This is a genomic window from Rhodocytophaga rosea (genome assembly GCF_010119975.1).
Classification (GTDB): domain Bacteria; phylum Bacteroidota; class Bacteroidia; order Cytophagales; family 172606-1; genus Rhodocytophaga; species Rhodocytophaga rosea.
The window spans coordinates 6,540,154-6,564,299 of record NZ_CP048222.1 but is presented as its reverse complement, the minus strand read 5'-3'; the positions used below and the strand labels follow the sequence as shown (position 1 = coordinate 6,564,299).

The 24,146-nt window shown below is 43.2% G+C and carries 18 protein-coding genes; 8 read left to right on the top strand and 10 right to left on the bottom strand.

What is annotated here, in order from left to right:
* Nucleotides 1-29 precede the first annotated feature (29 nt).
* Nucleotides 30-923, top strand: coding sequence for an ABC transporter ATP-binding protein (locus tag GXP67_RS27065; protein ID WP_162448076.1), 894 nt, complete (start codon nt 30-32; stop codon nt 921-923).
* Nucleotides 920-4,540, top strand: coding sequence for an ABC transporter permease/M1 family aminopeptidase (locus GXP67_RS27060; protein WP_162446017.1), 3,621 nt, complete (start codon nt 920-922; stop codon nt 4,538-4,540). The genes GXP67_RS27065 and GXP67_RS27060 overlap by 4 nt, the downstream gene beginning before the upstream one ends.
* A 61-nt stretch (nt 4,541-4,601) precedes the next feature.
* Here GXP67_RS27060 and GXP67_RS27055 read toward each other — a convergent pair whose 3' ends face one another.
* Nucleotides 4,602-4,766, bottom strand: coding sequence for a hypothetical protein (locus GXP67_RS27055; RefSeq protein ID WP_162441259.1), 165 nt, complete (start codon nt 4,764-4,766; stop codon nt 4,602-4,604).
* Nucleotides 4,767-4,810: 44 nt separating this feature from the next.
* Here GXP67_RS27055 and GXP67_RS37105 point away from each other — a divergent pair, with 44 nt between their 5' ends.
* Both GXP67_RS37105 and GXP67_RS27050 read left to right on the top strand, forming a co-directional pair.
* Entirely contained in the window at nt 4,811-4,987 is a 177-nt protein-coding gene (locus tag GXP67_RS37105; protein ID WP_197901571.1) for a hypothetical protein, read from the top strand.
* Nucleotides 4,988-5,001: 14 nt separating this feature from the next.
* Nucleotides 5,002-5,691, top strand: coding sequence for a M1 aminopeptidase family protein (locus GXP67_RS27050; RefSeq protein WP_197901570.1), 690 nt, complete (start codon nt 5,002-5,004; stop codon nt 5,689-5,691).
* Nucleotides 5,692-5,799: 108 nt separating this feature from the next.
* On the opposite strand, the gene GXP67_RS27045 is transcribed toward GXP67_RS27050, so the two are convergent.
* From GXP67_RS27045 to GXP67_RS27030, 4 genes are all read right to left on the bottom strand, one after another.
* On the bottom strand, nt 5,800-6,948 hold the full coding sequence (locus GXP67_RS27045; protein WP_162446016.1) for an LpxL/LpxP family acyltransferase: 1,149 nt from the start codon (nt 6,946-6,948) through the stop codon (nt 5,800-5,802).
* A 166-nt stretch (nt 6,949-7,114) separates the two neighbouring features.
* Complete coding sequence (locus GXP67_RS27040; RefSeq protein ID WP_162446015.1) at nt 7,115-8,329, bottom strand: hypothetical protein; 1,215 nt, start codon at nt 8,327-8,329, stop codon at nt 7,115-7,117.
* A gap of 113 nt (nt 8,330-8,442) precedes the next feature.
* The gene (locus tag GXP67_RS27035) at nt 8,443-8,610 is read right to left on the bottom strand and encodes a hypothetical protein (protein ID WP_162446014.1); all 168 of its coding nucleotides are present in this window, start codon (nt 8,608-8,610) and stop codon (nt 8,443-8,445) included.
* 140 nt (nt 8,611-8,750) lie between these two features.
* The gene (locus GXP67_RS27030; protein WP_162446013.1) at nt 8,751-10,100 is read right to left on the bottom strand and encodes a radical SAM/SPASM domain-containing protein; all 1,350 of its coding nucleotides are present in this window, start codon (nt 10,098-10,100) and stop codon (nt 8,751-8,753) included.
* 434 nt (nt 10,101-10,534) lie between these two features.
* Here GXP67_RS27030 and GXP67_RS27025 point away from each other — a divergent pair, with 434 nt between their 5' ends.
* Together GXP67_RS27025 and GXP67_RS27020 are read left to right on the top strand one after the other, a co-directional pair.
* Nucleotides 10,535-12,577 (top strand): MGH1-like glycoside hydrolase domain-containing protein, encoded by a 2,043-nt coding sequence (locus tag GXP67_RS27025; RefSeq protein WP_162446012.1) that lies wholly within the window; start codon nt 10,535-10,537, stop codon nt 12,575-12,577.
* A gap of 116 nt (nt 12,578-12,693) precedes the next feature.
* Nucleotides 12,694-13,716, top strand: coding sequence for a 3-hydroxyacyl-CoA dehydrogenase family protein (locus GXP67_RS27020; protein ID WP_162446011.1), 1,023 nt, complete (start codon nt 12,694-12,696; stop codon nt 13,714-13,716).
* A gap of 123 nt (nt 13,717-13,839) precedes the next feature.
* Here GXP67_RS27020 and GXP67_RS27015 read toward each other — a convergent pair whose 3' ends face one another.
* The 3 genes from GXP67_RS27015 to GXP67_RS27005 form a co-directional block, all read right to left on the bottom strand.
* A complete protein-coding gene (locus GXP67_RS27015) occupies nt 13,840-14,262 on the bottom strand; it encodes a DUF3244 domain-containing protein (protein ID WP_162446010.1) in 423 nt (140 codons plus the stop codon).
* A 371-nt stretch (nt 14,263-14,633) separates the two neighbouring features.
* On the bottom strand, nt 14,634-15,875 hold the full coding sequence (locus GXP67_RS27010) for a hypothetical protein (RefSeq protein WP_162446009.1): 1,242 nt from the start codon (nt 15,873-15,875) through the stop codon (nt 14,634-14,636).
* 151 nt (nt 15,876-16,026) lie between these two features.
* Nucleotides 16,027-17,907 (bottom strand): gamma-glutamyltransferase family protein, encoded by a 1,881-nt coding sequence (locus tag GXP67_RS27005; protein WP_162446008.1) that lies wholly within the window; start codon nt 17,905-17,907, stop codon nt 16,027-16,029.
* Nucleotides 17,908-18,604: 697 nt separating this feature from the next.
* Here GXP67_RS27005 and GXP67_RS27000 point away from each other — a divergent pair.
* The gene (locus GXP67_RS27000; protein ID WP_162446007.1) at nt 18,605-21,736 is read left to right on the top strand and encodes a PAS domain-containing protein; all 3,132 of its coding nucleotides are present in this window, start codon (nt 18,605-18,607) and stop codon (nt 21,734-21,736) included.
* A gap of 57 nt (nt 21,737-21,793) precedes the next feature.
* The gene (locus tag GXP67_RS26995) at nt 21,794-22,516 is read left to right on the top strand and encodes a hypothetical protein (protein ID WP_162446006.1); all 723 of its coding nucleotides are present in this window, start codon (nt 21,794-21,796) and stop codon (nt 22,514-22,516) included.
* Nucleotides 22,517-22,764: 248 nt separating this feature from the next.
* Here GXP67_RS26995 and GXP67_RS26990 read toward each other — a convergent pair whose 3' ends face one another.
* Together GXP67_RS26990 and GXP67_RS26985 are read right to left on the bottom strand one after the other, a co-directional pair.
* Nucleotides 22,765-23,292: a hypothetical protein gene (locus GXP67_RS26990; RefSeq protein ID WP_162446005.1), complete on the bottom strand. Its 528-nt coding sequence runs from the start codon at nt 23,290-23,292 to the stop codon at nt 22,765-22,767.
* A 66-nt stretch (nt 23,293-23,358) separates the two neighbouring features.
* On the bottom strand, nt 23,359-24,105 hold the full coding sequence (locus tag GXP67_RS26985) for an NYN domain-containing protein (RefSeq protein ID WP_162446004.1): 747 nt from the start codon (nt 24,103-24,105) through the stop codon (nt 23,359-23,361).
* Nucleotides 24,106-24,146 lie beyond the last annotated feature (41 nt).

Below are 24,146 nucleotides of genomic sequence, written 5' to 3'. Positions count from 1 at the left end.
CCAGAGCTATGCTTACTAATGCCGCGCAAATGAAACTACAAATTACTAATCTCTCAAAAACCTATCCTAATGGTGTTCAGGCACTAAAAAACGTATCGCTCTTTATTCCCAATGGCATGTATGGCCTTCTGGGGCCTAATGGAGCTGGTAAATCCACATTGATGCGCATACTTGCTACCTTACAGGAACCTGATCAGGGCGAAGTCCATCTCGATACAATAGATGTAGTAAAACAGAAAGAGGAGGTACGCAAAACACTGGGCTATCTGCCACAGGAATTCGGTGTCTATCCGAAAGTGAGTGCCGAAAATCTTTTAGATCATTTCGCCATACTCAAGGGAATTATCTCACGCAGCGCACGTAAGGAAGTTGTTGAGGCGCTCCTCCGTCAAACCAATCTTTGGGATGTACGCAAACAAAAGCTGGGAGGATATTCCGGTGGTATGCGTCAGCGATTCGGTGTCGCAGTAGCATTGCTGGGAAATCCAAAACTAATGATTGTGGATGAACCAACGGCCGGTCTTGATCCTGCTGAGCGTGTACGCTTTCTGAATCTATTAAGTGAACTGGGCGAGAACAGTGTTGTAATCCTTTCCACCCATATTGTAGAAGATGTAAGTGAGCTCTGCACGCGGATGGCCATCATCAACAAAGGCGAGATCTTGCACGAGGTTGAACCATTGAAGGCAATGCAGAGGCTGAAAGGGAAGATCTGGCAGAAAATTATAGAGAAAAGTGCTTTACCCCAGATGGAGCATGAGTATACGATCATTTCTACCAAACTGCTGAGCGGACGCACAGTCGTGCATGTATACAGCGAAGAAGTACCCGGTGATTTTGACCTGGTGCAGCCTGACCTGGAAGATGTTTACTTCAGTACCATGGCAGGCCATATTGGAAACCGGAAAACAGCGGTCGCATGATGAATTTAAGGGAAATTTTTCGCTTTGAGTTTGCCTACCAGATACGCTGTCCCTGGCCGTGGCTCTGCATGGCTGGGCTGCTCTTATTCGCATTGATGAGCACGAGAGTGGCAATAGTACCCGTGACGCTTCCCCAGGACTTCATTCTGAATTCTCCATTCATTATTACCACAGTGACGGTATTCAGCTGTCAGATCTGGCTTTTGCTGGCACCACCAATCGCAGGCGAAGCAGCGGCACGGGATGTGTATACAAGCATTTATCCGCTTACCTATACCACCCCAGTCAACAAAGCCATCTATCTGGGCGGGCGGTTCCTGGCAGCCCTGACCCTCCATGCCTTGATCCTTCTCTGTGTACAGATAGGGAGCCTTCTAGCTGTTTATGGCCCTGGCGCTAATCCAGATATTGTCGGTCCGTTCCGGCCAGCTGCTTACCTGGCTGCATACAGCTTCATTGCGCTGCCAAACGTGCTCATCGCCACAACGGTGCAGTTCTCGGCATCGCTGCTGACCGGTCGACCGATGGCGGCGTATGTGGGCAGTTTCGGCCTATTCTTCCTTTCTTATCCGGTAACGCTCTTTTTGTGGCTATCGAAATTAGCAAAACCTGAAATTGCTCTGTTAACAGACCCCATCGGTGTATTCGCCATCATGAATGAAATGATGTCAAACTGGACAATCGTTGAGAAAAACGTCCGCATGTTTACGCTCGAAGGATCTATGCTGTTCAACCGCATTCTATGGATCAGTATCTCGCTGCTCATACTCACATTTATTTATTTGCGTTTTCGCTTTGAACATCGCACAGCAACGGATCTGGTGAGCAGGCTGCGGCTGCGGTTCAACAGAATAGCACCAACAGCCGATTCTGATTCGGCTGCACGAATCAGAATGACTATCCCAATGGCGCGTCAGTCATTCAACTTCAAGGCACATCTGCAGCAAATGCTGGCTATTACATGGTCATCTTTCCGGATGATCGCAACAAGCCTGCCCGGACTGTTCCTGCTCGTAGCATTCCCGGTGATGCTCATCCTGATGATGCAGATCGAGTTGCAGCAATGGGGCGTACCGCTATTGCCACGAACGGTTGAAATTATCTCAAGGTATCTCACATTCCCGATCACAGATCCGCTTAACTATTGGGTGATGGTGCCACTGATCATCATTTTTTTAACCGGAGAACTCCTCTGGCGTGAACGTGATGCGCAGCTGCATGAAAACGTAGATGCAACACCAGTACCCGAGTGGGTGCTTTTCTTTGGCAAATACTTTGGGCTGTGCCTTGTGCTGGCAGCATTGATGGCAATGCTGACGGCTGCAGGAATAATTACTCAGGTGAGTAAAGGATATTACGACTTCAAGATTCCACAGTACATGGTGCTCCTGTTCGGTTTTCAGCTTCCAGAGTATCTACTCTTTGCCATGCTTGCATTTGCAATTCAGGTACTTGTGAACCAAAAATACCTTGGGCAGCTAGCCTCCCTAATCGTGTATCTCCTCATGATTTTCTCGGGATACCTTGGCATTCACCATCACCTTCTCGTCTACAGCGCAGGTCCGGCATGGTCATTTACAGACATGCGTGGCTTCGGTGGATCTATTGGTCCGTGGCTGTGGTTTAAACTCTATTGGGTAGCATGGGCGCTGCTGTTGGCCCTCCTGACGAAGCTGCTATGGATGCGGGGTAAGGAGTCCGGTTTCGGTATACGGCTTCACGTTGCACAGAATCGCTTTAACCGCTCAACTGCCGTGTTCACCATTCTCACAGTCGGCCTCATACTCAGCCTCGGCGGTTTCATCTTCTACAACACAAATGTACTGAACGAGTACATCACCGATAATGAACTGGTGCAACACAGGGCAGACTATGAGCAGCAATACGGGAAATACGAGGATAAGCCGCAGCCAGTGCGTTTGCACACGAATCTTCAGATTGAGATCTATCCTGAGCGCAGTGCAGCAACGATACGCGGAAGCTATCACCTTGTTAACCGAAGCAATATGCCTATCGATTCTGTGCATCTGGAGCCTGCATTCTATGTGGAAACACGCATAAAGTTTGATCGGCCCGCCAGACTGGTGATAGCTGATGAAAAGCTGGGCCACCACATCTATGCACTGGAAGAGCCACTCCAGCCTGGAGACTCACTGAGACTGGACTTTGATGTACAGTTCGAGCCACGTGGTTTTCGAAACACGGGTCTTCGCAGCAACGGAGCGGGCCAGGCGATTGTAGAAAATGGCACTTACTTCACTGGCAGCGCACTGCCGGTTATTGGATACCAGCCGATGCGCGAACTGTGGAGTGCAGAAGACCGTCGCAAGCACGGCCTGCCAAGGCAGGTCACCCTCCCTCCTCCTGGCGACATCGATCCACATCTGGCGATGAGTGCTCCTGCTACATTCGAAGCAATTGTTGGAACCAGCGCCGGTCAGGTAGGAGTTGCTCCGGGTGAGCTGCGCCGCACGTGGAGCGAAGCTGATCGTAGCTACTTTCATTATGCCAGCAACGTACCCATCAGCGGAATGGATGTCTTCTTCTCTGCCAATTACGCGGTTCACCGGGAAAGATGGGAACATGTCGATATTCAGGTATTTGTTTACCCAGGCCACAAGCAGCATCTTGAACGCTTGCTGCGAGGCATACGAAAGTCTTTAGAATACTATTCAGCACAGTTTGGTCCCTATCCGTTTCAATTCCTGCAAATTGTTGAGCAACCCGGCAATTTTTTTGGTATGGGCGTTGATGGAAGTGGTGTTATTACCGGCGGAGAAGGCTTCTTTCTGCTTGATCCACAAGGCGATGGTTTCGACGCGATATTTGAGATTGTGGCGCACGAGATGGGACATCAGTGGTGGGGTGGGCAGCTTAAGCCGGCTTTTGCTGAAGGAGGAGGTGTACTCTCTGAAAGCCTCGCCTGGTATTCGGCGATGCAGCTCGTGAAGAATGTAAAGGGCCGGGAAGCGCTACGGCGGTTCATGAGTTTCATGCGGGAACCGAACCCTTGGCCACCTATCCACACTGGACTTCCGCTACTCCGTGCCATGGACCCCTGGACCAACTACCGAAAAGGCCCTTATGCTATGCACGCGCTCAGTGAGTATGTAGGTGAGGCTAAGGTGAACAAAGCACTGCGTATCCTACTAGAGAAAAAAGCATTTGCTCCGGCCACGACAAACGACCTATACCACGAGTTACAGGTGGTTAGTCCGGACTCACTCAAACCCCTGCTGAGCGACCTCTTTGAGAAGAACACCTTCTGGAAATTTGACACAAAAAAAGCCTCCGCAAAGCAAACGGCAGCAGGTACCTGGCAAGTAACTTTCGAAGTGGAAGCACATAAGACTATAACTGATAGCGCTGGCGTAGAAACCAAAATGCCGGTGAATGAGTGGGTAGAAATCGGAATCTTCGCTCCTGCGGAGCCAGGCGAAATGCTGGGAAAGCCGCTCTACGTACAGAAGCACTTTATCCGCTCTGGTACTCAAACGATCACCGTACAATTGCCGCACAAGCCGGCGCGTGGCGGAATTGATCCGTACAACCTGCTCGACTGGGAAGAAGGCGATAACATTGAAGAAATAAGCTATGAAGTTTCAGGAGATATGTAGGTTTGAGGTCAGGTATCAGCTGCGTTATGTTTCTACCTGGATGCTATTCGTTGTATTCTTTCTATTTGGGTTTACAATCCTGAGAATGGTTACCCTTCCAGATGGAACGTACCTGAATGCACCTGACACCATTGCCTTCTTTACTATTTTCGGCAGTACCATATGGCTTATTATCAGTGGAGTTGTTGCTGGCGATACTGCGACCAAGAATTTGGTTCTTATCCATATAGTCACTTTCGAGTTCTGGAGCACCCCGGTCCTGGCCGTGCCATGCATGCTGAGGCTATGACGATTGATTATCAGGAAGGATATTCACTGATGAATCCAAAACCGGATGGGCTTGACCTCCCCCACCATATTATGGCACATGAGGTAGCGTACCAGTGGTGGGGCTTTTCCCTGCACCCGCTTCGGTTGAAGGAGCAGGTTTACTTGTCGAAAGCCTAGCAACGTACTCAGCCATGCAAGTAGTGGAGAAAACCCTGGGTAATCAGCATTTGCTCCGTTATTTGTTCCAGATGCGGCAGGAATATGAAATTCCCCGTTCCCGTGCGGCTCCTCCATTGCTCCGGGCAAATAATGCGTTCATGAATTACCGCAAGGGGCCTTTTGCGCTATTTGCGCTAAGGAATTACATTGGCAAAGATCGGGTGAATGAGGCACTGCGGAAAATGCTTTCCAAATACAGCGCTGCAAGTCTTCCCCTGCCCACGACACTTGATTTGTACAGAGAGATTCAGGCGGTAACGCCAGATTCGCTGCACTATCTGGTACATGATCTTTTTGCAGCAAACACTTTCTGGGAACTGGAGACAAAACAGGCAGTTGCAAAGCAATCTGAAAAGGATACCTGGCAAGTAACCCTGGAAGTGGAAACACGCAAAGTGACAGTCGATAGCATCGGTATAGAGACGAACCTACCTATGCATGACTGGATAGATATCGGAGTATATGCGCCTCGTGCAGAACGCGGATCATCCGCAAAAGTACTCTATCTCCAAAAGCACCGCATTAATTATGGCAAACAAATAATCATCCTCCATGTGCCAGAACAGCTTGCCCGTGCTGGTATTGATCCCAATCACCTGCTGATTGATCTGGATATGGAGGATAATGTTAAGAGGGTGAAGATAGAAGGTATAAAAGTGTAGAACCTGATCCAAGCCAAAATATCAGTGACTTCAGGGGAGTCTGCTAAAATTGCGCTTGAAGCCCTTTCATTTTACAAGAATGAACAGGTGAGGAATTTTCGATCTAACTTATACTTTGGCAAAAATACTGGTTTGAATCAGGTTGTTCAACAGGCTTTCACTGATCAAGCCTTTCAGGCTTTTCCCTTCAATATCAATATGATCCTGATCAATTTTATTGAGAAACTTAAACAGAGAATCCGATACTTTAATACAATGTGTAGTCTGGTTGTGATACAGATAGTGCCCCTGGTGGTTAGCAAACAGGCTGTAGTTATTCCTGGCAAATGTATAATAGGAATTGTCTTCGATAGGTATGGGAGCAGCATAGGACGTACCTTGTTCGGGAGTGCTTAAAAAGTGATTGGCATACAACCATCCCTCCCATTGCTCAGGATATTTTTTCAGATACCGAGCAAATATATTCCATATCTCCTGGGTCGTTTGTTTACAATAGGCTTCCCGGTCTGTTTCCGGAGTGGGATAAATGGGATCAAAGAATTCCAGGATAGGCTCGGCCACTGTTCTGCGGTAGGAAAGAACCGGTATAACCGGAATATTGAGGTAATGCGACAAAAATGCAATTCCTTTGCGTGCCAGCAGGGTCTGGCCCAGAAAATCAATAGCGACCAGTTTATCGTCTTTCCGGTCTGTGCCTCCTACACCGGTATTGCCATCAATATAAAATAATAAACTGTTTCCTTTCCTTACTTCCCTGATCATCTGCATGGCCACCGTTTCTGATTCGGCATTGAGCACTTTGAATTGAATAGAATGCGCATATTTTTCTTCTATCTTCTTGTGTATACTATGAATGCGTTGCTCTTCAGCTTCAAATGTTTTCTGGCTGATCATTAAGGCATAATCGATTTTGTGTTTGTACAGGAAGAAATTGATCAGGCGGTAAGAACCCAGGTGAAAGGTACAATAGATAACAGGTTTGTTTTCCTCTAAAAAAGAGGTATTCCCTTTTACTGTCAGATTTTCGTAGGCATAGGGAAGTTCCTGGTCTTTAATGGCCAGTTCTGTATGGAACATCAGCTCCCGGAAGAAAATGTCATCGTCTGTCTGCAGATCCGGCAGAAAAATATTTCTGGTGCTTTTGCTCTGCAAAAAATGGTAGCGCTGCGGAGAGCTAATTTCATGCAGATCTGTACATTCATTATCTGCATGGGCTCTGATTTTATCCGCTTCTTTCAAATAAGTATGTCTGTTCATGGTTTGTATGTGTTAGGTGAATGAATAATCTGAATTTGAAAATGGATAACTAACTGCTCATTCATATTGAGCGGTTAAGTGTGTACTAATTTTGGAATTATGGGTATTTAAAAGGCACTATTCGCCCGGTTAGGGGAAGAAAATGAAGTGAGGTTGACGGTTAAATCTATTTTGAAGCAATGAGATAGGAATGGTATAGCTTTTTTAATTGCCCTATTTTCTGCCGTATCACAATAATGAGTATACCTAGCGTTATGGCTACTCTGAAGCCCATTCTGGCATATTCATGGAAAGCCATCGTTGAAGAGGATGCTTTCAACAGAAAAGCCTGCAGGTCTGAAATTGTTGTAAACAGTAACATCCAGAAGGCATACAGAACAAACAGGATAAAAGCATAATTGCCAATTGTAAACACAAACAAGGGTAGGTCTTTAGTAATGCTGCTTGCCTGGTACTTAGATTTAGCTGAATGCTCCCTCACACTTTTGTATAGGTTACGTGGATATTCTTTTGCACGGTTCATCAGATTCGGCAGGTTAAAAAAATCACTGTAGATCCAGTAGCCGTCGTTTCGTAAGAAAGGAAGCAGGGAATAGAACATCACCAGCAGATTTGTGGTAATAATATAGGATAGCATTCTTCGGGAAGCATCATCCTCGAGGTACAAAAAAGCAAGGATCAGCGGAATATTTGCCAGCAATTGAAAGTATATTCCTCCGGTATTGACCAGAATACGCTTGTATTTGGGATAAGACCATATGTCGCTTACATCAGCAAATAAAACCGGGAACAGGAAATAAAAACCAAATCCGATTTCTTTCGGTGCTGCCCCCAGTTTGGATGCTGCGGCTGCATGTCCCATTTCATGAAAAAGGAGTATCAACAAGAGTATTACGCACAAAAAGCAAGATTCCTGAAGGGAAAAAGAATCAACCGCGGCCAGTGTCAGGCTAAAATGAAAGGCATATATCATATTTAACAGAATGGATAAACTACCCAGCAGTATAAACCATGGTGTATTAAACAAGACTTTCAAAAAGCCGGATACCGCCTGAACCGTACTTGCTTGCAATAAGGTCCGGCGAAAATATATATATGAAGCAGCAGGTTTCTGGTTTCCAGCGATAGTCTCCAGCTTTTGAAGCAATGGAATGATACTTGCCTGAAAAAGCTGACTGGCTTCTTCCGCATTAAGTTGATAGTTCTGCTTCAAATAAGCACTAACGACCTCTATTGAATGCGCCTCTTTCAGATGGCTGAGTATTTCATACACCAGTTTACTGGTGGAAAAAATAGCTCCTTCACATACAAGCAGATACTGCTCTCCATTATGAATGAGTTTCACAGCGTCTAGTATATGTTTGCCGGGAAGAGGATACATAATCAATTAGATTTGTTGTGGACAATTAAGCTGGTATGTAAAGACAGAATGAACCCATTAAGGGTAAAGAGATGTGCTTATGATAAATAAACACATCTCTACCTGGATAATTGTTATTTAAGTTTGTTATCGCAAGAACCATTACCGCAACCACCACAACACGCAGCAGCAGCAGCTACATACACCATTTCCAGGCGTTCTTCTAACTGTAGAAAGTCGAGTTCTTTTTTCAATTCATCCATTTTGTTTACTTCCTGGGATTTTACTTCTTGAGTTTTCATTGTTTTGTTTGTTTTGGTTGAATGCCTACTCTATCAAAGCTTTTCGGCGACCGCTTATTTCGAGCTCAAAATATTGTTGGCTTACAGGCAGTTTATGAGCACCTGAAAGGGGAATAGGATCAAGAGATTTCCGGCTTCTACTATGGCACAGGTTGTGCAGCAGGCTTTTTCAATGCGGCGTATGCATCCAACACAAGCCGGTCTTTAATATTAAATTTGATGGAAGGGCATGGAGAAACCTGTTCATGCCATGATTTAGGGCAGGCACCTCCGCAGATAGGCAGTATTTTACATCCATGACAAGGAAACTGGCCCGCTAAGATTTCCTGGTTCCACTGGCTGAAAGACCTCGGTGAAGCCGCTTTTATATCTGGTTGGGTGAGGTTCTCAATCAAATATTCACTGTTTTCATACGCAGGCACGTAAGGCACTTCTGTACAATTATACACATTACCCTTGGCATCAATTACTTCAGCCTCCCGCTGCAACGACAAACACACAATCGGATGCGTCTCGGTTGGCACCTGGTTTCGGATAAAGCCTTTTTGATGAAGGGCAATAAGCCAGCCTGTTTCCATTTTTGCAAATTCATCTTTACTCAGTGCGAGCAAATGTGCATCATTACCCCAGTCATGAATGGGGGCAAAGTAAAACTTATTGATTCTGGAAAGTAACTTATGGCTGCTTACTAATTCTATCAGTTCAGGAACGCCCTCATAATTATTCACATCTACATTGCAGCGGATATTTATTTGTATGCCCAGGGATTCAAAATCTTCCAGAGCCAGCACCCGCTGCAGGTTGTTAAAAATAATATCGAATGTGCTATGTCCGCTTTTGGTATGTCTTCGCTGGTCATGAAACCTCGCAGAACCATCCAGGGTGATTTCAATGGTTTGAATATGGCATTCCAGCAGCTTGCGGAAAAGGGGCAACTTTAAGTTCAAACCATTGGTAACGACCTTTGCGCCATAGGTACAACCATATGTTTGTGCAAGGGTATACAAAGAGGCTGATAATCTTTCAATTTGTTTGGCACCCAGCAAAGGTTCTGCCCCAAACCATCCGATAGCCAGATGTGTATAAACCTGGTTTTGCAGTTTTTGCTCTATGCGTTGCAGAATACGTATATCAAGCTCTTCCTGCAGATAGGTACTGGTATGTTTTTGTCCGCAATAATTACAGCCTAACTGGCATTGGGCAGTAGGTTGAATTACATAGTATAAAGTATCATCCTGGGCTATAGCTGTGGTATTGCGGTTAATAACCGTGTTCAGTTCATCCTCCTCTGATGGTACCAGAATTTCGAAGGAAACCAGTTTTGCGATAATTTCTTCAGAGACAGCCGTTAAATTATTCTTTAGAATGTTTTCGACTACTGTAGTGGATAGCAAAAGTCGCTGGGCAGTTCTGGTTGAATAAAGGATTTGAAAACGGTCATTGATAATAGGATCACTAACAATGAGATAATGTGATAATTTCCAGTGCATGGTTGAAGGATTAATAAGTAGCAGCTAAACAAGTTGTAGCATTTACTTTATCCTTTGTGTACGCCGGAAAAAAAGGTTATCATTGAATTATAAAAATTTCACAAAAATACCCAGAAGTAGTGATATTTTGATTCCTGGATGTAAGCGCAATCCTTATTAATAAAATCCAGAATAGTAATACTAACTCATCATTTGTATCGGCTGTTATTCATTTATAAAATTTTGTATACCAACATTTTGCAATAAATTCACAGGTACACTGCTTCCCTTCCAGGCGGCACAAGTAGGGGCTGAAGATTTACATTAAAACTTTTTAGAATTTAGGAATACTGTATCAGGCAATTGAATATATTAGGATAAAATCCTATACAATAGACCATTATCCATTAAAACAATCTATTTTCCGGTAGTTACCTATGTAAAAAAATACAACTATGATAAGGCAAACAAACTATCACCTTATTCTGAAACAATTGCTGCTTTCTGTATTTTCCTTTTTCATTATCAGCTGCAATACTACCCATCCCTATACCCTCCCCGATCACAACAAACTGGCTACTGCCTATTACCAGGAAGACCGGCAATGGTATCTGGATAACATTCCATTTTTTGAATGTTCGGATAAGCAGATAGAACAGACTTATTATTACCGCTGGAAATTATACAAAGCCCATATCCGGAATGTTGGCGACAGCAGGTATGTAATTACCGAATTCATCAATCATATGCCCTGGGACAGAGAACCCTTCTGTACCATTAATGCCGCCTCCATGCATCATATTTACGAAGGCAGGTGGCTCAAAGACAACCGGTATATGGATGGGTATACCAACTACCTGTTTCAAGATGGCGGCAACGACCGGAAGTATAGCGAAAGTGTGGCCGATGCCGCTTATGCCCGTTACCTGGTAAATGCCGATGCTACGTTTGTTACAAAGCACTTGGACAGCATGAAATACTCATACGAGCATTGGAATGATCACTGGGACAGCACTAAAAATCTGTATTATATACCAGCTATGCCAGATGCCACTGAATATACAATCGCTTCTATAGATGCTTCCGGTGGGAAAGATGGGTTTGAGGGCGGAGAAGCATTCCGGCCCACCATTAACAGTTATATGTATGGCAATGCTATGGCTATTTCACATATAGCCGCCTTAAAAGGTGATAAATCTGTGAGTAATGATTATTTGCAAAAAGCGGTAGCATTAAAAAACACCATTGAGAAAAGTTTATGGAACGATTCGCTGGGGCATTTTACAGATCGTTTTAAAGTGAACAATCAATATGTACGCTACTGGGATTTTATCAGAGGCCGGGAACTGGCCGGCATGGCTCCCTGGTATTTTAGTCTGCCAGCCGATACAAAAAAGTTTAATGCGGCCTGGAAACATGTGATTGATACCACTTATCTGTTAGGAAAATATGGCCTGCGAACCAATGAACCAGCCTACGAATATTATTTTAAGCAATTTGTATATTTCGAAGGCCAGCGGGGAAGCCAGTGGAATGGTCCGAGCTGGCCCTACCAGACCAGTCAGGTGATAACAGCAATGGCTAACCTGCTCAATCATTATAAGCAGGATGTCGTTACCAATACTGACTATCTTCACTTACTGAGACAGTATACAAAGCAGCATTTTCTTCCCAATGGCAACCTGAATCTGGTTGAAAACTACGACCCGAATCTGGGAGGGCCTATTGTGTATTATTACTGGAGCAATCATTATAATCATTCTTCCTACAATAATCTGATCATCAGCGGACTTTGTGGCCTACGTCCGTCCACTGGGGATACGCTCGAAATCAATCCATTGATCGATGAATCCATTGATTATTTTTACCTTTCTGACATCCGATATCATGGCCATACACTAACATTGATCTATGATAAGGATGGAAACAGGTATAAGGCAGGAAAAGGGCTTACCGTTTTTATCGACAATAAAAAAGCGGACGTAACACATAGCCAGGGTACATACAAGGTATTTGTAGGTGCTCCGGTACTTATCCCTCCAGTCAAACAAGCCAGTAATGTTGCGTTAAATGTGCACAGAAAAGGTTATCCGCTTCCCACAGCATCTGTAAATGCCTTAGCGGATACTTCCATTTACCAGGCCATTGATGGGAAAATCTGGTATTTTCCTGAGATTACGAACCGGTGGACAACCGTAGGCTCCACTTCGCATACCGACTGGCTGGCCATAGACTTTGGAAAACCCTTTGAAATTTCATCTGCAAAAATTTATCCTTTTGCAGATGGAAATACATTTGCTGCGCCTGATGATTTTACGATAGAATATCAAAAGGGTGAACAATGGATTCCGGTAAAACTAACACCGGACAAACCGGTTAAGCTCATAGGAAATACAGGTAATACCATCGGGTTTAAAAAAATAACAGCCACTGCCATGAGAATAACCTTTAAACATGAACTAAAACAAGTAGCTATTTCCGAAATTGAATATTATTGAATTAATTTTAGCACAAAACATACTACTGTGCACTTTCTCAATAGGGGTTGTTAAATTACTTGACTTGCGAGGTTCAATGGAAAGGCGCAAAAACGGGCACAGTGAATTTTATTTCTATGACTCAATCTTCTTTCAATACACAGCTTATTCCACTTGGCGTTGTGGGCCTGGGCCTGATGGGCAGCAGCATTACTACCTGTATGTTAGTGGCCGGTCATCCGGTGATAGCTATCGCGCCTATGCCTTCTGATCAGCAAAACGCTTTACCCCGAATCAGAGAGCACCTGGACAAAGCCTACCAGGAACGTTTAATTACACAGGAGCCTGCTTATTATCTTTCTCAGCTTACCATTACAAGTGAATATAGCCAGTTAAAAGATTGTAGAATCGTAATCGAATCTGTAATCGAAGACCTACAGGTGAAACAGTCAGTTTTTGCGAAGATCGAATCTGTGGTAAATGAAGATGCCATTATCGGAAGCAATACCTCGGCGATTCCCATCAGTACCTTGCAACTAGCGTTCCGTATTCCCGGCCGTTTTATGGGTTTGCACTGGATGGAACCTGCCTATACCAACCGTTTCCTGGAGATTATTTGCGGCGATCTTACCGATATGCAACTGGCTGAATGGGTCTATTCGCTTTCGAGCCTGTGGCAAAAAGAGCCTACGCTGGTCAGGAAGGACATCCGGGGATTTATTACCAACCGGCTCATGTATGCTATGTACCGGGAAGCGTTTTACCTGGTAGAAAACGGATATGCTACAGTTGAAGATGTGGACCGGGCTTGCCGCAATAGTCCGGGTTACTGGATGACGCTGGTGGGCGTATTCCGCTGGATGGATCTGACTGGCTTGCCTGCATATCGCACGGTTATGCAGGATTTATTTCCGACCCTGAATAACCAGACCGAAGTACCCAGGTTGATCGATGAAATTGTACAGGATGACGGAAAGGGAATTTTGAATGGCAAAGGTTTTTATAACTATACTCCGGAAGAAGCCCAGCTCTGGAAGCAAACCTATGAAGAATTCAGTTATGAGATACGCCGCCTGGCCCTGAAATATCCGGCTGATGTAGTAGCACAAAAACTTGCTGGCAATCCGAAGGAACCCACCAACACAGAGAAAGAGTCTTGATGTAAATTGCCGGAAAATCTGGCTGATAAATATTTAGTTGATGGCATGATAACAAAACAAGCGTATGTATGATACACACGCTTGTTTGAAAAATAAGAATATAGACTATGGAAAAAATGTTTCTTACAAGGCTCTGGCAATCCGCTCCTGGTAGGTCTGCACAGAAAAAGGATTAGAATAACTCTGATTTTTGCTTTCGATCACCATGGTATAGTTTCCATCTGTCATTTTGGACACATCAAATTTACCAATAAAGATAGGCGCATTGCCTACTGCTTTCTTATATACTACTTCATTATTGCTGTTTTTAATCAGCACAGTTACTCTCTCTTTGGCAGGATTCTCAAATAATACTTTCATCAGCAGAGAATTTTCTACCGGAAATACAGCTACTTTAAATTGATCTGAAGTCTGGGTGTGGATGGCCGCATTATCAGCAAACTGTACACTTTGGGCAGAAGCATTGCCAGCAAAAAGGGTGAAAGCCAAAGCAAAAGCGGCTACTAAATTACGCATTACAGAAGTGGAAGTGAATGTAGTTTTCATGAGTGTATGTTGTTTTTTTGTTTGATTACTAATGTGTGTGTGATTGTGTATATGTGAATTTTGTACCATTTGATAGAGAAATGGCCCTGAAGGTTGCTTCAGGCAGGCAATAAATCAATGAATGGCAACCAGAATCAATGGACGGTAAAAAAAGAACATGCTTATCCGTACAGAAGATAAGTATCCTTCCCAGGAAATGTGCTATAATTCCCCACAAGTGTCCGCATTCAGAACAGGTACTGTCCGCTTATGTACACTTTCGCTGTAAACTTTGATTATGGATGCAGAGGAGGATAAAATATAATTGACGTTTCCGGAAAACTATTTATCCATATAGCATCATAGTCTGGCAGAGGATATTCTTATGACACCTAATCCGCTTTATTTTTATAAAACTGCCGGACTAAAGATTTTCTAAAATAAAAGAGCCATACTATTAGCAGGCAAACAAAAGAAAGTAGATGAAAGGGCCATGCCCAGATTTGCGTATAGTTGCTTGTACCTTCAGTAAAATGAGTCAAAGCTGATGTTCTCGACCAGGCAATAAAGGCATCGGCCATAGGCAGGCTACCCAGCAAATAACTTTTCTGATTTCTGGTAATCCTTTCAAACCCAAACGCATGTACGGCAGCATATAGTTTAGCTGATAAATCCTGGTCCCCAAACATAGGCATACAACCAATGGAAACGAGTGTAGCTGGAAAACCAACGCCCAAGATCACAGGACCTGAATCTACATCTCCTATGCCAAAACTACCATTGGGATATTCTCTTACACAAGGAAGTGTTAAGGCGGTGGATATAAAACTACTTTTAAATAGTGCATACTGCCTGGATGCAAAGGCCGGATCAATTTCTACCAGCATCCGAAGCATCAAGGCCATGGAACCTCCCCTTGGCGATTCTATGGATGTACCAGTTATGGCATCCACTTTATGGGGAATCATAGGGCTTTGAGAATCTAAGGCTTCCTGTACTTTTTCTGACCAGTTCTGTAGGAGTACTTTATATGCAGGTGTAAAAACCCGGTCATGATTTCGCAAAGAGGCTACTGCTACAAACATGTCTGCCGGCCATGCCTGATCCTGATACGACTCCAGAAATGGACTTTCAGTGCTATTCATGGCCTCTTCAATATACTTGCATTGCTGCTTAAACCGGTTTCTGTAAGAAGGGTAATTAGCAAAGCTTGTATCTGCCAGTAAGATCTTCGATAAAAGATAATTATTCCATCCGCTGTAGAAAATGCCATTTTCGGGAAACAAATGGGGGTCAAACCTTTCCTGCGCCTGCTTACTGGAAATCTGGTCAAAGGCATATAATGCTTCCTGAATAGCTCTTGTATGCAAAGAATCGTTTGAATGTGCATTTGCTATGGCCAGCTCACACCAGGATAAGCCATATAAGGCATAGACAAAAACAAATCCTTCCGGAAACAACTGTTGCATTTGTATTCCCACCTCATGGTTCTTCAACTGGTCTTCCAGGAAATTCAATTGCAGGATAATGTCATCTGTATCAGAAACATAGTCAGATGAAGGTAATAACTTCCAGTTGATGTGCAGAAGCAGCGCAGAAAAAAAGATGAGTATTACCAGATAAATATAGCGCATAGAGGCTGTAGCCACATACCTAAGAATACAGACGTTAATAAGCCTTTTCCTAAGCTAGGTTAGCAAAAGAATACCTGAAAATCTTTGTTTCTCATATATTCTCTCGCAGTAAGAATAATGGATAAATCAGGGAGATTGTTACAAAGCCGATTTACCAGCCGATTCCGTAATCCTCCCCATGATTGCTGGAGCCACCCCAGAAACTGCCATGCTTCCAGTCAAAGTATATACCATTAATAGGTCCGCTGGTACGTTCATCAAATTCCAGGGTATATCCCATCTTTTTGAGTTCATTGCGGACATTCTCCGGCGTGCTGTTCTGTAATAATATCTGGCCGGGTTTAGGTTTACGGTCGTCTGTTTTGGTGCCGCCCAGCGAAAGCCATAGCTGATTGGTATTGATGTTGGCCGCTTCTGAAGCCTGCTGTACGTTCATGCCAAATTCCACAACGTTCAGGAAAAACTGCAGCAGATTCTGGTCCTGGGTATCGCCTCCCTGCACGGCAAACGATAAAAATGGTTTTCCGTCTTTCAGTGCCATAGAAGGGGTTAACGTAACCCTTGGCCGCTTGCCGGGTTCTACCACATTAAAAGGGTTTAAAGTAGAATCCAATACAAAGCTTTGCATCCGCTGGCTCATGCCTACACCGGTATTACCTGCAATGCAGGCTGGCAGCCATCCTCCACTGGGTGTAATAGAAACTACCCAGCCCTCTTTATCTGCCGTTTCCACAGAAGTAGTGCCCAGCCACAAACGCTCCTGATACTCTACTTTGGAAGAACCATTGCGCAGGTCATGAGTCGGCGCAAAATTACGCCTGGTGGTGTCCATTTCAAATCCCCGGTTTTTCAATAATGGAATATACGGATTGGTTTTCCCCTCAAACGGATACGGATCACCAGGGCCAATGCTTGCATTATTTTTGTCGTAAGTGATCATACCAGCGCGTTGTTTGGCATATTCTTTACTCAGCAGGCCTTTCATTGGTTCAGCCGGAGGCATATAGGAATCTCCATAATAAAAATCCCGGTCTGCAAAGGCAAGGCTCATGCTTTGATAAAGTGTATGAATGTATTTTGCGCTGTTATACCCCATGTTTTTCAGGTCGAAGTTTTCCAGAATATTCAGCGCCTGCAGCATCACCGGGCCTTGTGTCCACTGCTGCAATTTATATACATCGATGCCTTTATAATTCACCATTACTGGTTCTTCTTCCAGGGGCTTCCATTTAGCCAGATCCTGCATGGTAATAAGGCCACCCTGCTCCTGGCTGCCCCGTACAAATTCTTTGGCAATATCTCCTTTATAAAAACGCTCATAAGCGGCCATGATGGCATCTTTGCGGCTTTTCCCTTTTTTTAAGGCTTCCTTTTCTGCCGTTACCAGTTTAGTAAGAGTTTCTAATAAATCTTTCTGCACAAATATTTCACCGGCTTCCGGAGCCTCTCTTTTTTCGCCCAGGTGTGGCAGAAACACTTTTTTACTATAGGGCCACTGCTTGATCATTTCTTTTCCACGTTCCATGCTGTTGGCTGCCTGGGCTTCAATAGGATAGCCTGCCGCCAGTTGTATGGCTGGCGAAAGCACTTGTTCGAGACTAAGGGTTCCATAGTTTGCCAGCATATGCATCAAACCTCCGGGCGTTCCTGGTGTGGTAGCAGCCAATGGCCCATACTCTGGTGGAAAATTATATCCTTTGCCTTTGTAAAAAGCAACCGTAGCCCCGGTAGGTGCAATGCCCATGGCATTAATGGCAATTACTTTTTTTGTTTTCGGATTGTAAATGAGCGCTTGTGTTTCGCCTCCCCAGCTGAGCACATCCCACATTGTACAGGTTGCTGCCAGCATGGCACAGGCCGCATCTACGGCATTTCCTCCTTTTTGAAAAGTAATGGCTCCTGCAGTAGCAGCCAAAGGCTTACCGGTAATGGCCATCCAGTTTTTGCCATGTAATACTGGCTTCTGGGTTTGTTGCGCCGGAACTGAAATTATGGAAGTAATTAAGATCAAAAACGTCAACAGGTGTTTCATAGGTCAGGGAGGTTAAACTTCTAATTTACTAAAAAAACCGCCTTTCACCAGCCAGCATAAAAAATTCTCAGCTGCTATGTAGATCCTGTACGCGAAGAAATCTTTGAAAAACCAAAAGTACCATTAATGAGCGGCAATCATAATTCATATCACAGGTAGAAAGAGTGGGAACAGCGGCCAAACTGATTCCATGAGCACAGATATCCATCAGGCTGGCTGCTATCCTGTATTTTGCTGTAATTTTCAGGCAGTTTAGTAAGTCATGGTTGCTTTTCTGAATCAATTTGCGTGTTAACTCCAAAGGTATTTACAGGTATATTTAGCCCGGCATACGCCTTTTACGCTCTCCTAACCTATGTATAACCCTATTTTCTGAATGGCTCAGAAAGACAGTTTAGCACAAAATATTACAGGATTTATTTAAAATTTGAATTAGTTTTCTAAACTTTTTAATAGTTTTATAGTTATTTTGCATGTTAAATACCTCCAGCAAACCATTGTCATCATACTTTTTCTATAATTTTTAAACCTACATCCCAAAAGTTTATTAAATAAATTTTACTTCTGATGCTAAATGGGTTGAACAGTAAAGTTGCTTTTGCAAGATAAAGCCAGCCTTATCTTTACCTGAGTAAAAGACTTGCCTTGCCTGATTCTGTTTTTTTTAGCATAGGGTTAAGTTCAATTTTTTGTGTATATGTCAAAATTTAATGGAAAGCCTTCGGAACTGGATAAATTAGATAGGCAAGTAGAAAAAATAGAAACGCTGGTACAACGGATACGAATCCAGATGCAAGGCAGTATGGCTGCTCCTTTGCAAAAAAAAATTACATCTCACCTGGAAAAAGCTTTGGCAGCGTTAGAAAAAATTGAAGAGATATCCGGGCTTGATGACAATAGCCTTACTCCAATACCAGATCCTCAGCCTCCAACAGCCAGAATAAATTCCATTGCTGACCTGGAAAAATTTGCAGAACGAATGGAGTTTATGTTTAATGAGGCACCGGCTATACTTTTTACAGGAGGCAATGTTTATCCATATGGCATGAACTTTATCAGTCCGAATGTAGAATCCATTACCGGATATAAGCCAGAGGAATTTACCAGTGATGCTGCTTTCTGGAGGCAACATATTCATCCGGAGGAGGTTGACCCTTTGTACGAACAGTTTGCAGATATTTTTAAGAAAGGCAGCTACACAATTGAATACCGTTTTCTTTTTAAAGACGGAACCTATCATTGGATACATGACCAGGGACGCATCATCTATGATCAGGAAGGGAGGTTCAGCAGTATTATTGGCTGTATGATAGATATTACCGAAAAGAAGGAGGCTGAAGCAAAAGCAGCCATTTTGTTAAAAGAAACACAAAGCATCAATGAAGAACTCCGGTCCAGTGAAGAGGAACTGATGCAAACCCTGGATAAATCAATAGAATTAAATGATAAACTGGCGGCCAGTGAACAGTTCAATAAACGGATAATTTCCAGCGTGAATGAAGGAATTGCTGTGTTTGATACAGACCTGCGGTATGTGGTCTGGAATAAATACCTGGCCGACCGGATGGGGATTACTCAAGAGCAAGTATTGGGAAAACGTCCGGCAGAACTGTTTCCCTTTTTAGAAACTTTCGGCTTTTCCGATATGATTAAGCAGGCATTGGAAGGAGAAACGGTTATCCTGCCTGATACTTTTGTTCGGACCAGTGACTCAAGTGGCGGATGGATTGCTGGTTCATTTAATCCATTGACCGATCCTGACAATAAAATCATAGGTATTATTGGGGTGTTTAGTATTATTACGGCGCGGAAACAGGCAGAAATTGCTCTGCTGGAACAAAAAAATCTATTACAGGCATTTTATAATGCGGCACATTTTTACATGTGTGTATTTGAGTTAACAGAAAATAATTTTATCTATAAACTGCCTAATCAACACATGGCAGCTTATTTCGGCCATACCATAGAAGAAATAACCGGTAAAACAGCAACAGAACTCGGATTGGATCAGGAGATCATCAGGGAAAGGGTGGCGCTTTTCAAAAATTGCATTGAGACAGGCAAAACCATGCAAAAAGAATATATGTTTCCCAAGCCAGATGGCAGCTATGGATGGCATTTTGGCAGCTTCAGCCCCATTCCTGAATCGAACAGTGTTTCAGTTATATCTTTTGATATCTCTGAGCGCAAGCAGATGGAGGAGGAAAAAAACCATCTGGTGAATCGCCTGCAGGAATTGAATACAGAACTCGAAAGAAGCCAGAGCAGCCTGAAAGAATCACAGAAAATAGCCCGGCTAGGTACCTGGGAATTTGATGCGGCTACACAAAAGGTGATCTGGTCTGAAGAAATGTATAAAATTTTCGGGTTAGATCCTTCCAGTGAGGCACCAACCATGCAAGCATATAAGTTATTAATCCATCCGGATTTTAGAGAAACGGCTATTCAAATCACCGAACAAGGGATTGCTTCAGGAAAAGAATTTGAGATGGAAATTAAAATTCTTCCAACTGATACAGATTTTCGGTGGAATTATGTAATAGGAAGGCCAATATTAGATCGACAAGGCAAGATGGCAAAATTAATGGGCGTTACCTACGATATTACCGAACGGAAAGTAGCCCAGGAAAGAATTGCCAATTTGCTACAACTCTCCCAGGAAATGAATGATCAGCTACTGGTTAATGAGGAAGAACTCCGGGAATCGCTGGAAAAAACCATTATTCTCAATGAACAGATCCGGGAAAGCGAACAGCGGTGGCAATTTGCCCTGGAAGGAAGCGGAGATGGGTTATGGGACTGGAACCTGGCTACTGAACAGGTTTTTTATAGCAGAAGATATAAAGAATTAATGGGTATCAGAGAGGATGAAAAAATAGAAGGTATAAGTAACTGGGCTTCCAGAATTCACCCGGACGATATACCAGCTGCATTTAAATCGCTCAACGACTACCTGGCCGGTGAAACGGATATCTACCAGATAGAGTGCCGCACTCTGGTCGGAGATAATCAATATCGCTGGTTTTTAGGACGTGGAAAAGTGATTGAGCTTGATGAGACAGGTAAACCGTTGCGGATGATCGGCACCATGAGCGATATTACTGAACGCAAACAGATTGAAGAAAAACTCCGCCAGCAAAATGATGATCTTAAAAAAATCAACCAGGAACTGGATAGCTTTGTATACCGGGCTTCCCATGACCTGAGGGCTCCGCTTGCCTCCATTTTAGGTCTGATTAATATCAGCCGGCTGGAAGAAAACCAAGAGATAAAAGCTAATTACCTCAACATGATGGAAAAAAGCATCTCTAAACTGGATACCTTCATCAGTGAGATTATTAATTATTCCCGAAACTCCAGGATAGAGGTGAGTAAAGAAACTATTGATGTGCCTTTGCTGATGAAAGAAATTCTGGAGGGATTAAAATTTATGGAAGGCTTCGATGAAATTGAAAAGAAAGTTACCATTCAACAAACAGCAACCTTCGTTTCGGATGTATTCCGGCTAAAAATAATATTAAACAACTTGCTCTCCAATGCCGTCAAGTACCGTGCTGTTTCTTCTGCTTCCTTTGTGATGATTAATATAACCATTCACCAGCAAAGCGCTGTATTTGAATTTACAGACAATGGACTGGGTATAGCCGCAGAAAGCCTGGATAAGATCTTTAATATGTTTTACAGGGCTTCGGAAACCAGCAAGGGTTCAGGAATAGGCTTATACATCGTAAAAGATGCGATCCATACCCTGAAAGGATCAATAGCCGTTGAATCAGAATTAGGCAAAGGGACATGCTTCCGGGTAGAACTTCCCAATGAGGTGTTGTAAATAGAACCTATTATGTTTTACGCCGGTTAAAGGGAATAAATAGATCATGGATTGTAAATGAATCAACCAAACCTGGTAATTGCTACCATTACGCTGGCAAGAAACGCTACGGAAGAAAAATTACTCATAGAATCATTAACGCAGTTAGCCCGCCTGAACATTCAGGTATTTATTACGGATGGAGGATCATCCGGTAGCTTTTTGCAATTTTTACGTAGTGTTCCTCATTTTTTTCTGTCAACTGCTCAGGTAAAAGGCGTATGGGCGCAGGCTAAGAATAGTTTGCTGGAAGCCTCCCAGGCAGATTCAGATTTTATCCTGTATACTGAACCTGATAAATTACTATTTTTTACCCAGTTCCTGCCAACATTTATCACACAACCTCTACACAAAGAACACACAGGTGTTATACTGGCTTCCCGGTCTGAGTCAGGTTTTGCTACTTTTCCGGCCTTTCAGCAAATGAGCGAAAGGGCCATTAACAACTGTTGTAAGGAGATTATAAAACTAGCCTGCGATTATACATATGGCCCTTTTATACTCAATAAAAAGGCAGTGCCTTATTTGCACCGGGTGCAGGAAGATATTGGGTGGGGCTTCCGGCCTTATTTGTTTGGGATTGCCAGGCGGTTAACATTGAGTATTGAATCGTATGAAGGAGACTTTACCTGCCCCGATGAACAAACAACAGACAGTGCAACTGAACGGATTTACCGCATGCGCCAGCTAAGCCAGAATATTCAGGGGCTTGTTTTATCTACCAGTGTATCCGTTGACTGAAACCAGTATCAAGTACTAAAATTATCTACAGCTGAACGGTAGCGCAGCATCCATTTACTAATCAGAACTAATTTTTTTTGTTGGTTGTTGCCAAAATCCTTAAAAATCACACAACTTCAACTTACAAATTCGTAATACTAACTTTAAAGAAGTTAATGGATCAAAAAATTCTGCATACCGTGTATTGTGTTGAGCTATGAGCTGAGAAGCAGTGGTTGGCGGATTGAGTTTGGCGTTCTAAAGCGTTTTTACAACAACTCTAAATTGATCACTTGCAATTTTCCTGAGATTACTTGGTTGCTAGTCCTCTTTTCGTTTTCCTTTAAGCCGAAGATTGCACTTAGCTTTTCGACAATACCTTCATCCTCTTCCTGTGTTACGATCAATTGAAAGTTAACTAAGGGATTGTTTATCTGCTCCTGATAATAAGATTTTTGTAAATAATCTCTGATTATTTCTATTTCCCAATTCTCTTCCATTTTTCCAAATTCTTCTATTACAATCAAAATACTATGGGTATTATTTGTCCAGTCCAAGTGAAAATCCCAGACTTGATTCCTAGTCCATTTTTTTGGATTTTGTTCATGCCAATTAGTAGGTACAAAGGGAAATAACCTTCTTACTTGCTCAATGTAATTATCGAAGGATCGAATATTGGGTGGAAATCTATATACTACCTTATTAGTTGTCGCAACTATATTATCGACGAATCTTTGTCTATCGGCTGCAGATTTACCCACAACAAAAAGATTTTTTCTATCAATGTTCTTAGTCATCTGTGCATTATGGAATCCTACCCTTTTTAATGCCCTACCATATACTACCAACAACCAACAACGATCTTACTCTTTAATCCGGACATAGATCAGTTTAAACCGGCCTTTTAAATTTTCCCGTTGTTCAATCTCAAATTTGTTGATGGACTTGATCAGCGGAGTCAGTTTCTGGAACCCATAATTTCTGGAATCGAAATTGGGCTGTTTCTTCTGCAGCAGGTTGCCTACATCTCCCAGATAGGCCCAGCCTTCTTCATCAGCCAGGTCGGAGATGGTAGAACTAATCAATTTAATGACGGAAGGCGTAACTTTATCTACTTCATTTTTTCTAGCTGTTTTACCTCCCTTTGTAGTATCTGATTCTACCTCACCAGATTGGTTTTTAAGAATTTCTATATAAATAAACTTATCACAGGCTACAATAAAAGGCTGCGGTGTTTTCTTCTCTCCTATCCCAAACACTTTCATGCCGGCTTCCCGCAACCTGGTGGCTAGTCTGGTAAAATCACTGTCGCTGGAAACCAGGCAAAACCCATTCACTTTCTCCGAGTATAAAATATCCATCGCATCAATGATCATAGCAGAATCTGTGGCATTTTTACCGGTGGTATATCCGTATTGCTGAATAGGCGTAATGGCATTTTCCAGCAGAATGGTTTTCCAGGTGGTGAGAGTGGGTTTGGTCCAGTCGCCGTAAATGCGTTTGATGGTTGGATTGCCGTATTTGGCAATTTCTTCCATCATTTCCTTTACATAGGCAGCCGGAATATTATCTCCATCAATGAGTACCGCCAGTTTCAGTTCTGTTTCCATCTTTGGGTTTCAGGGATTAGGTAAAGTAAAGGTAGACTAAT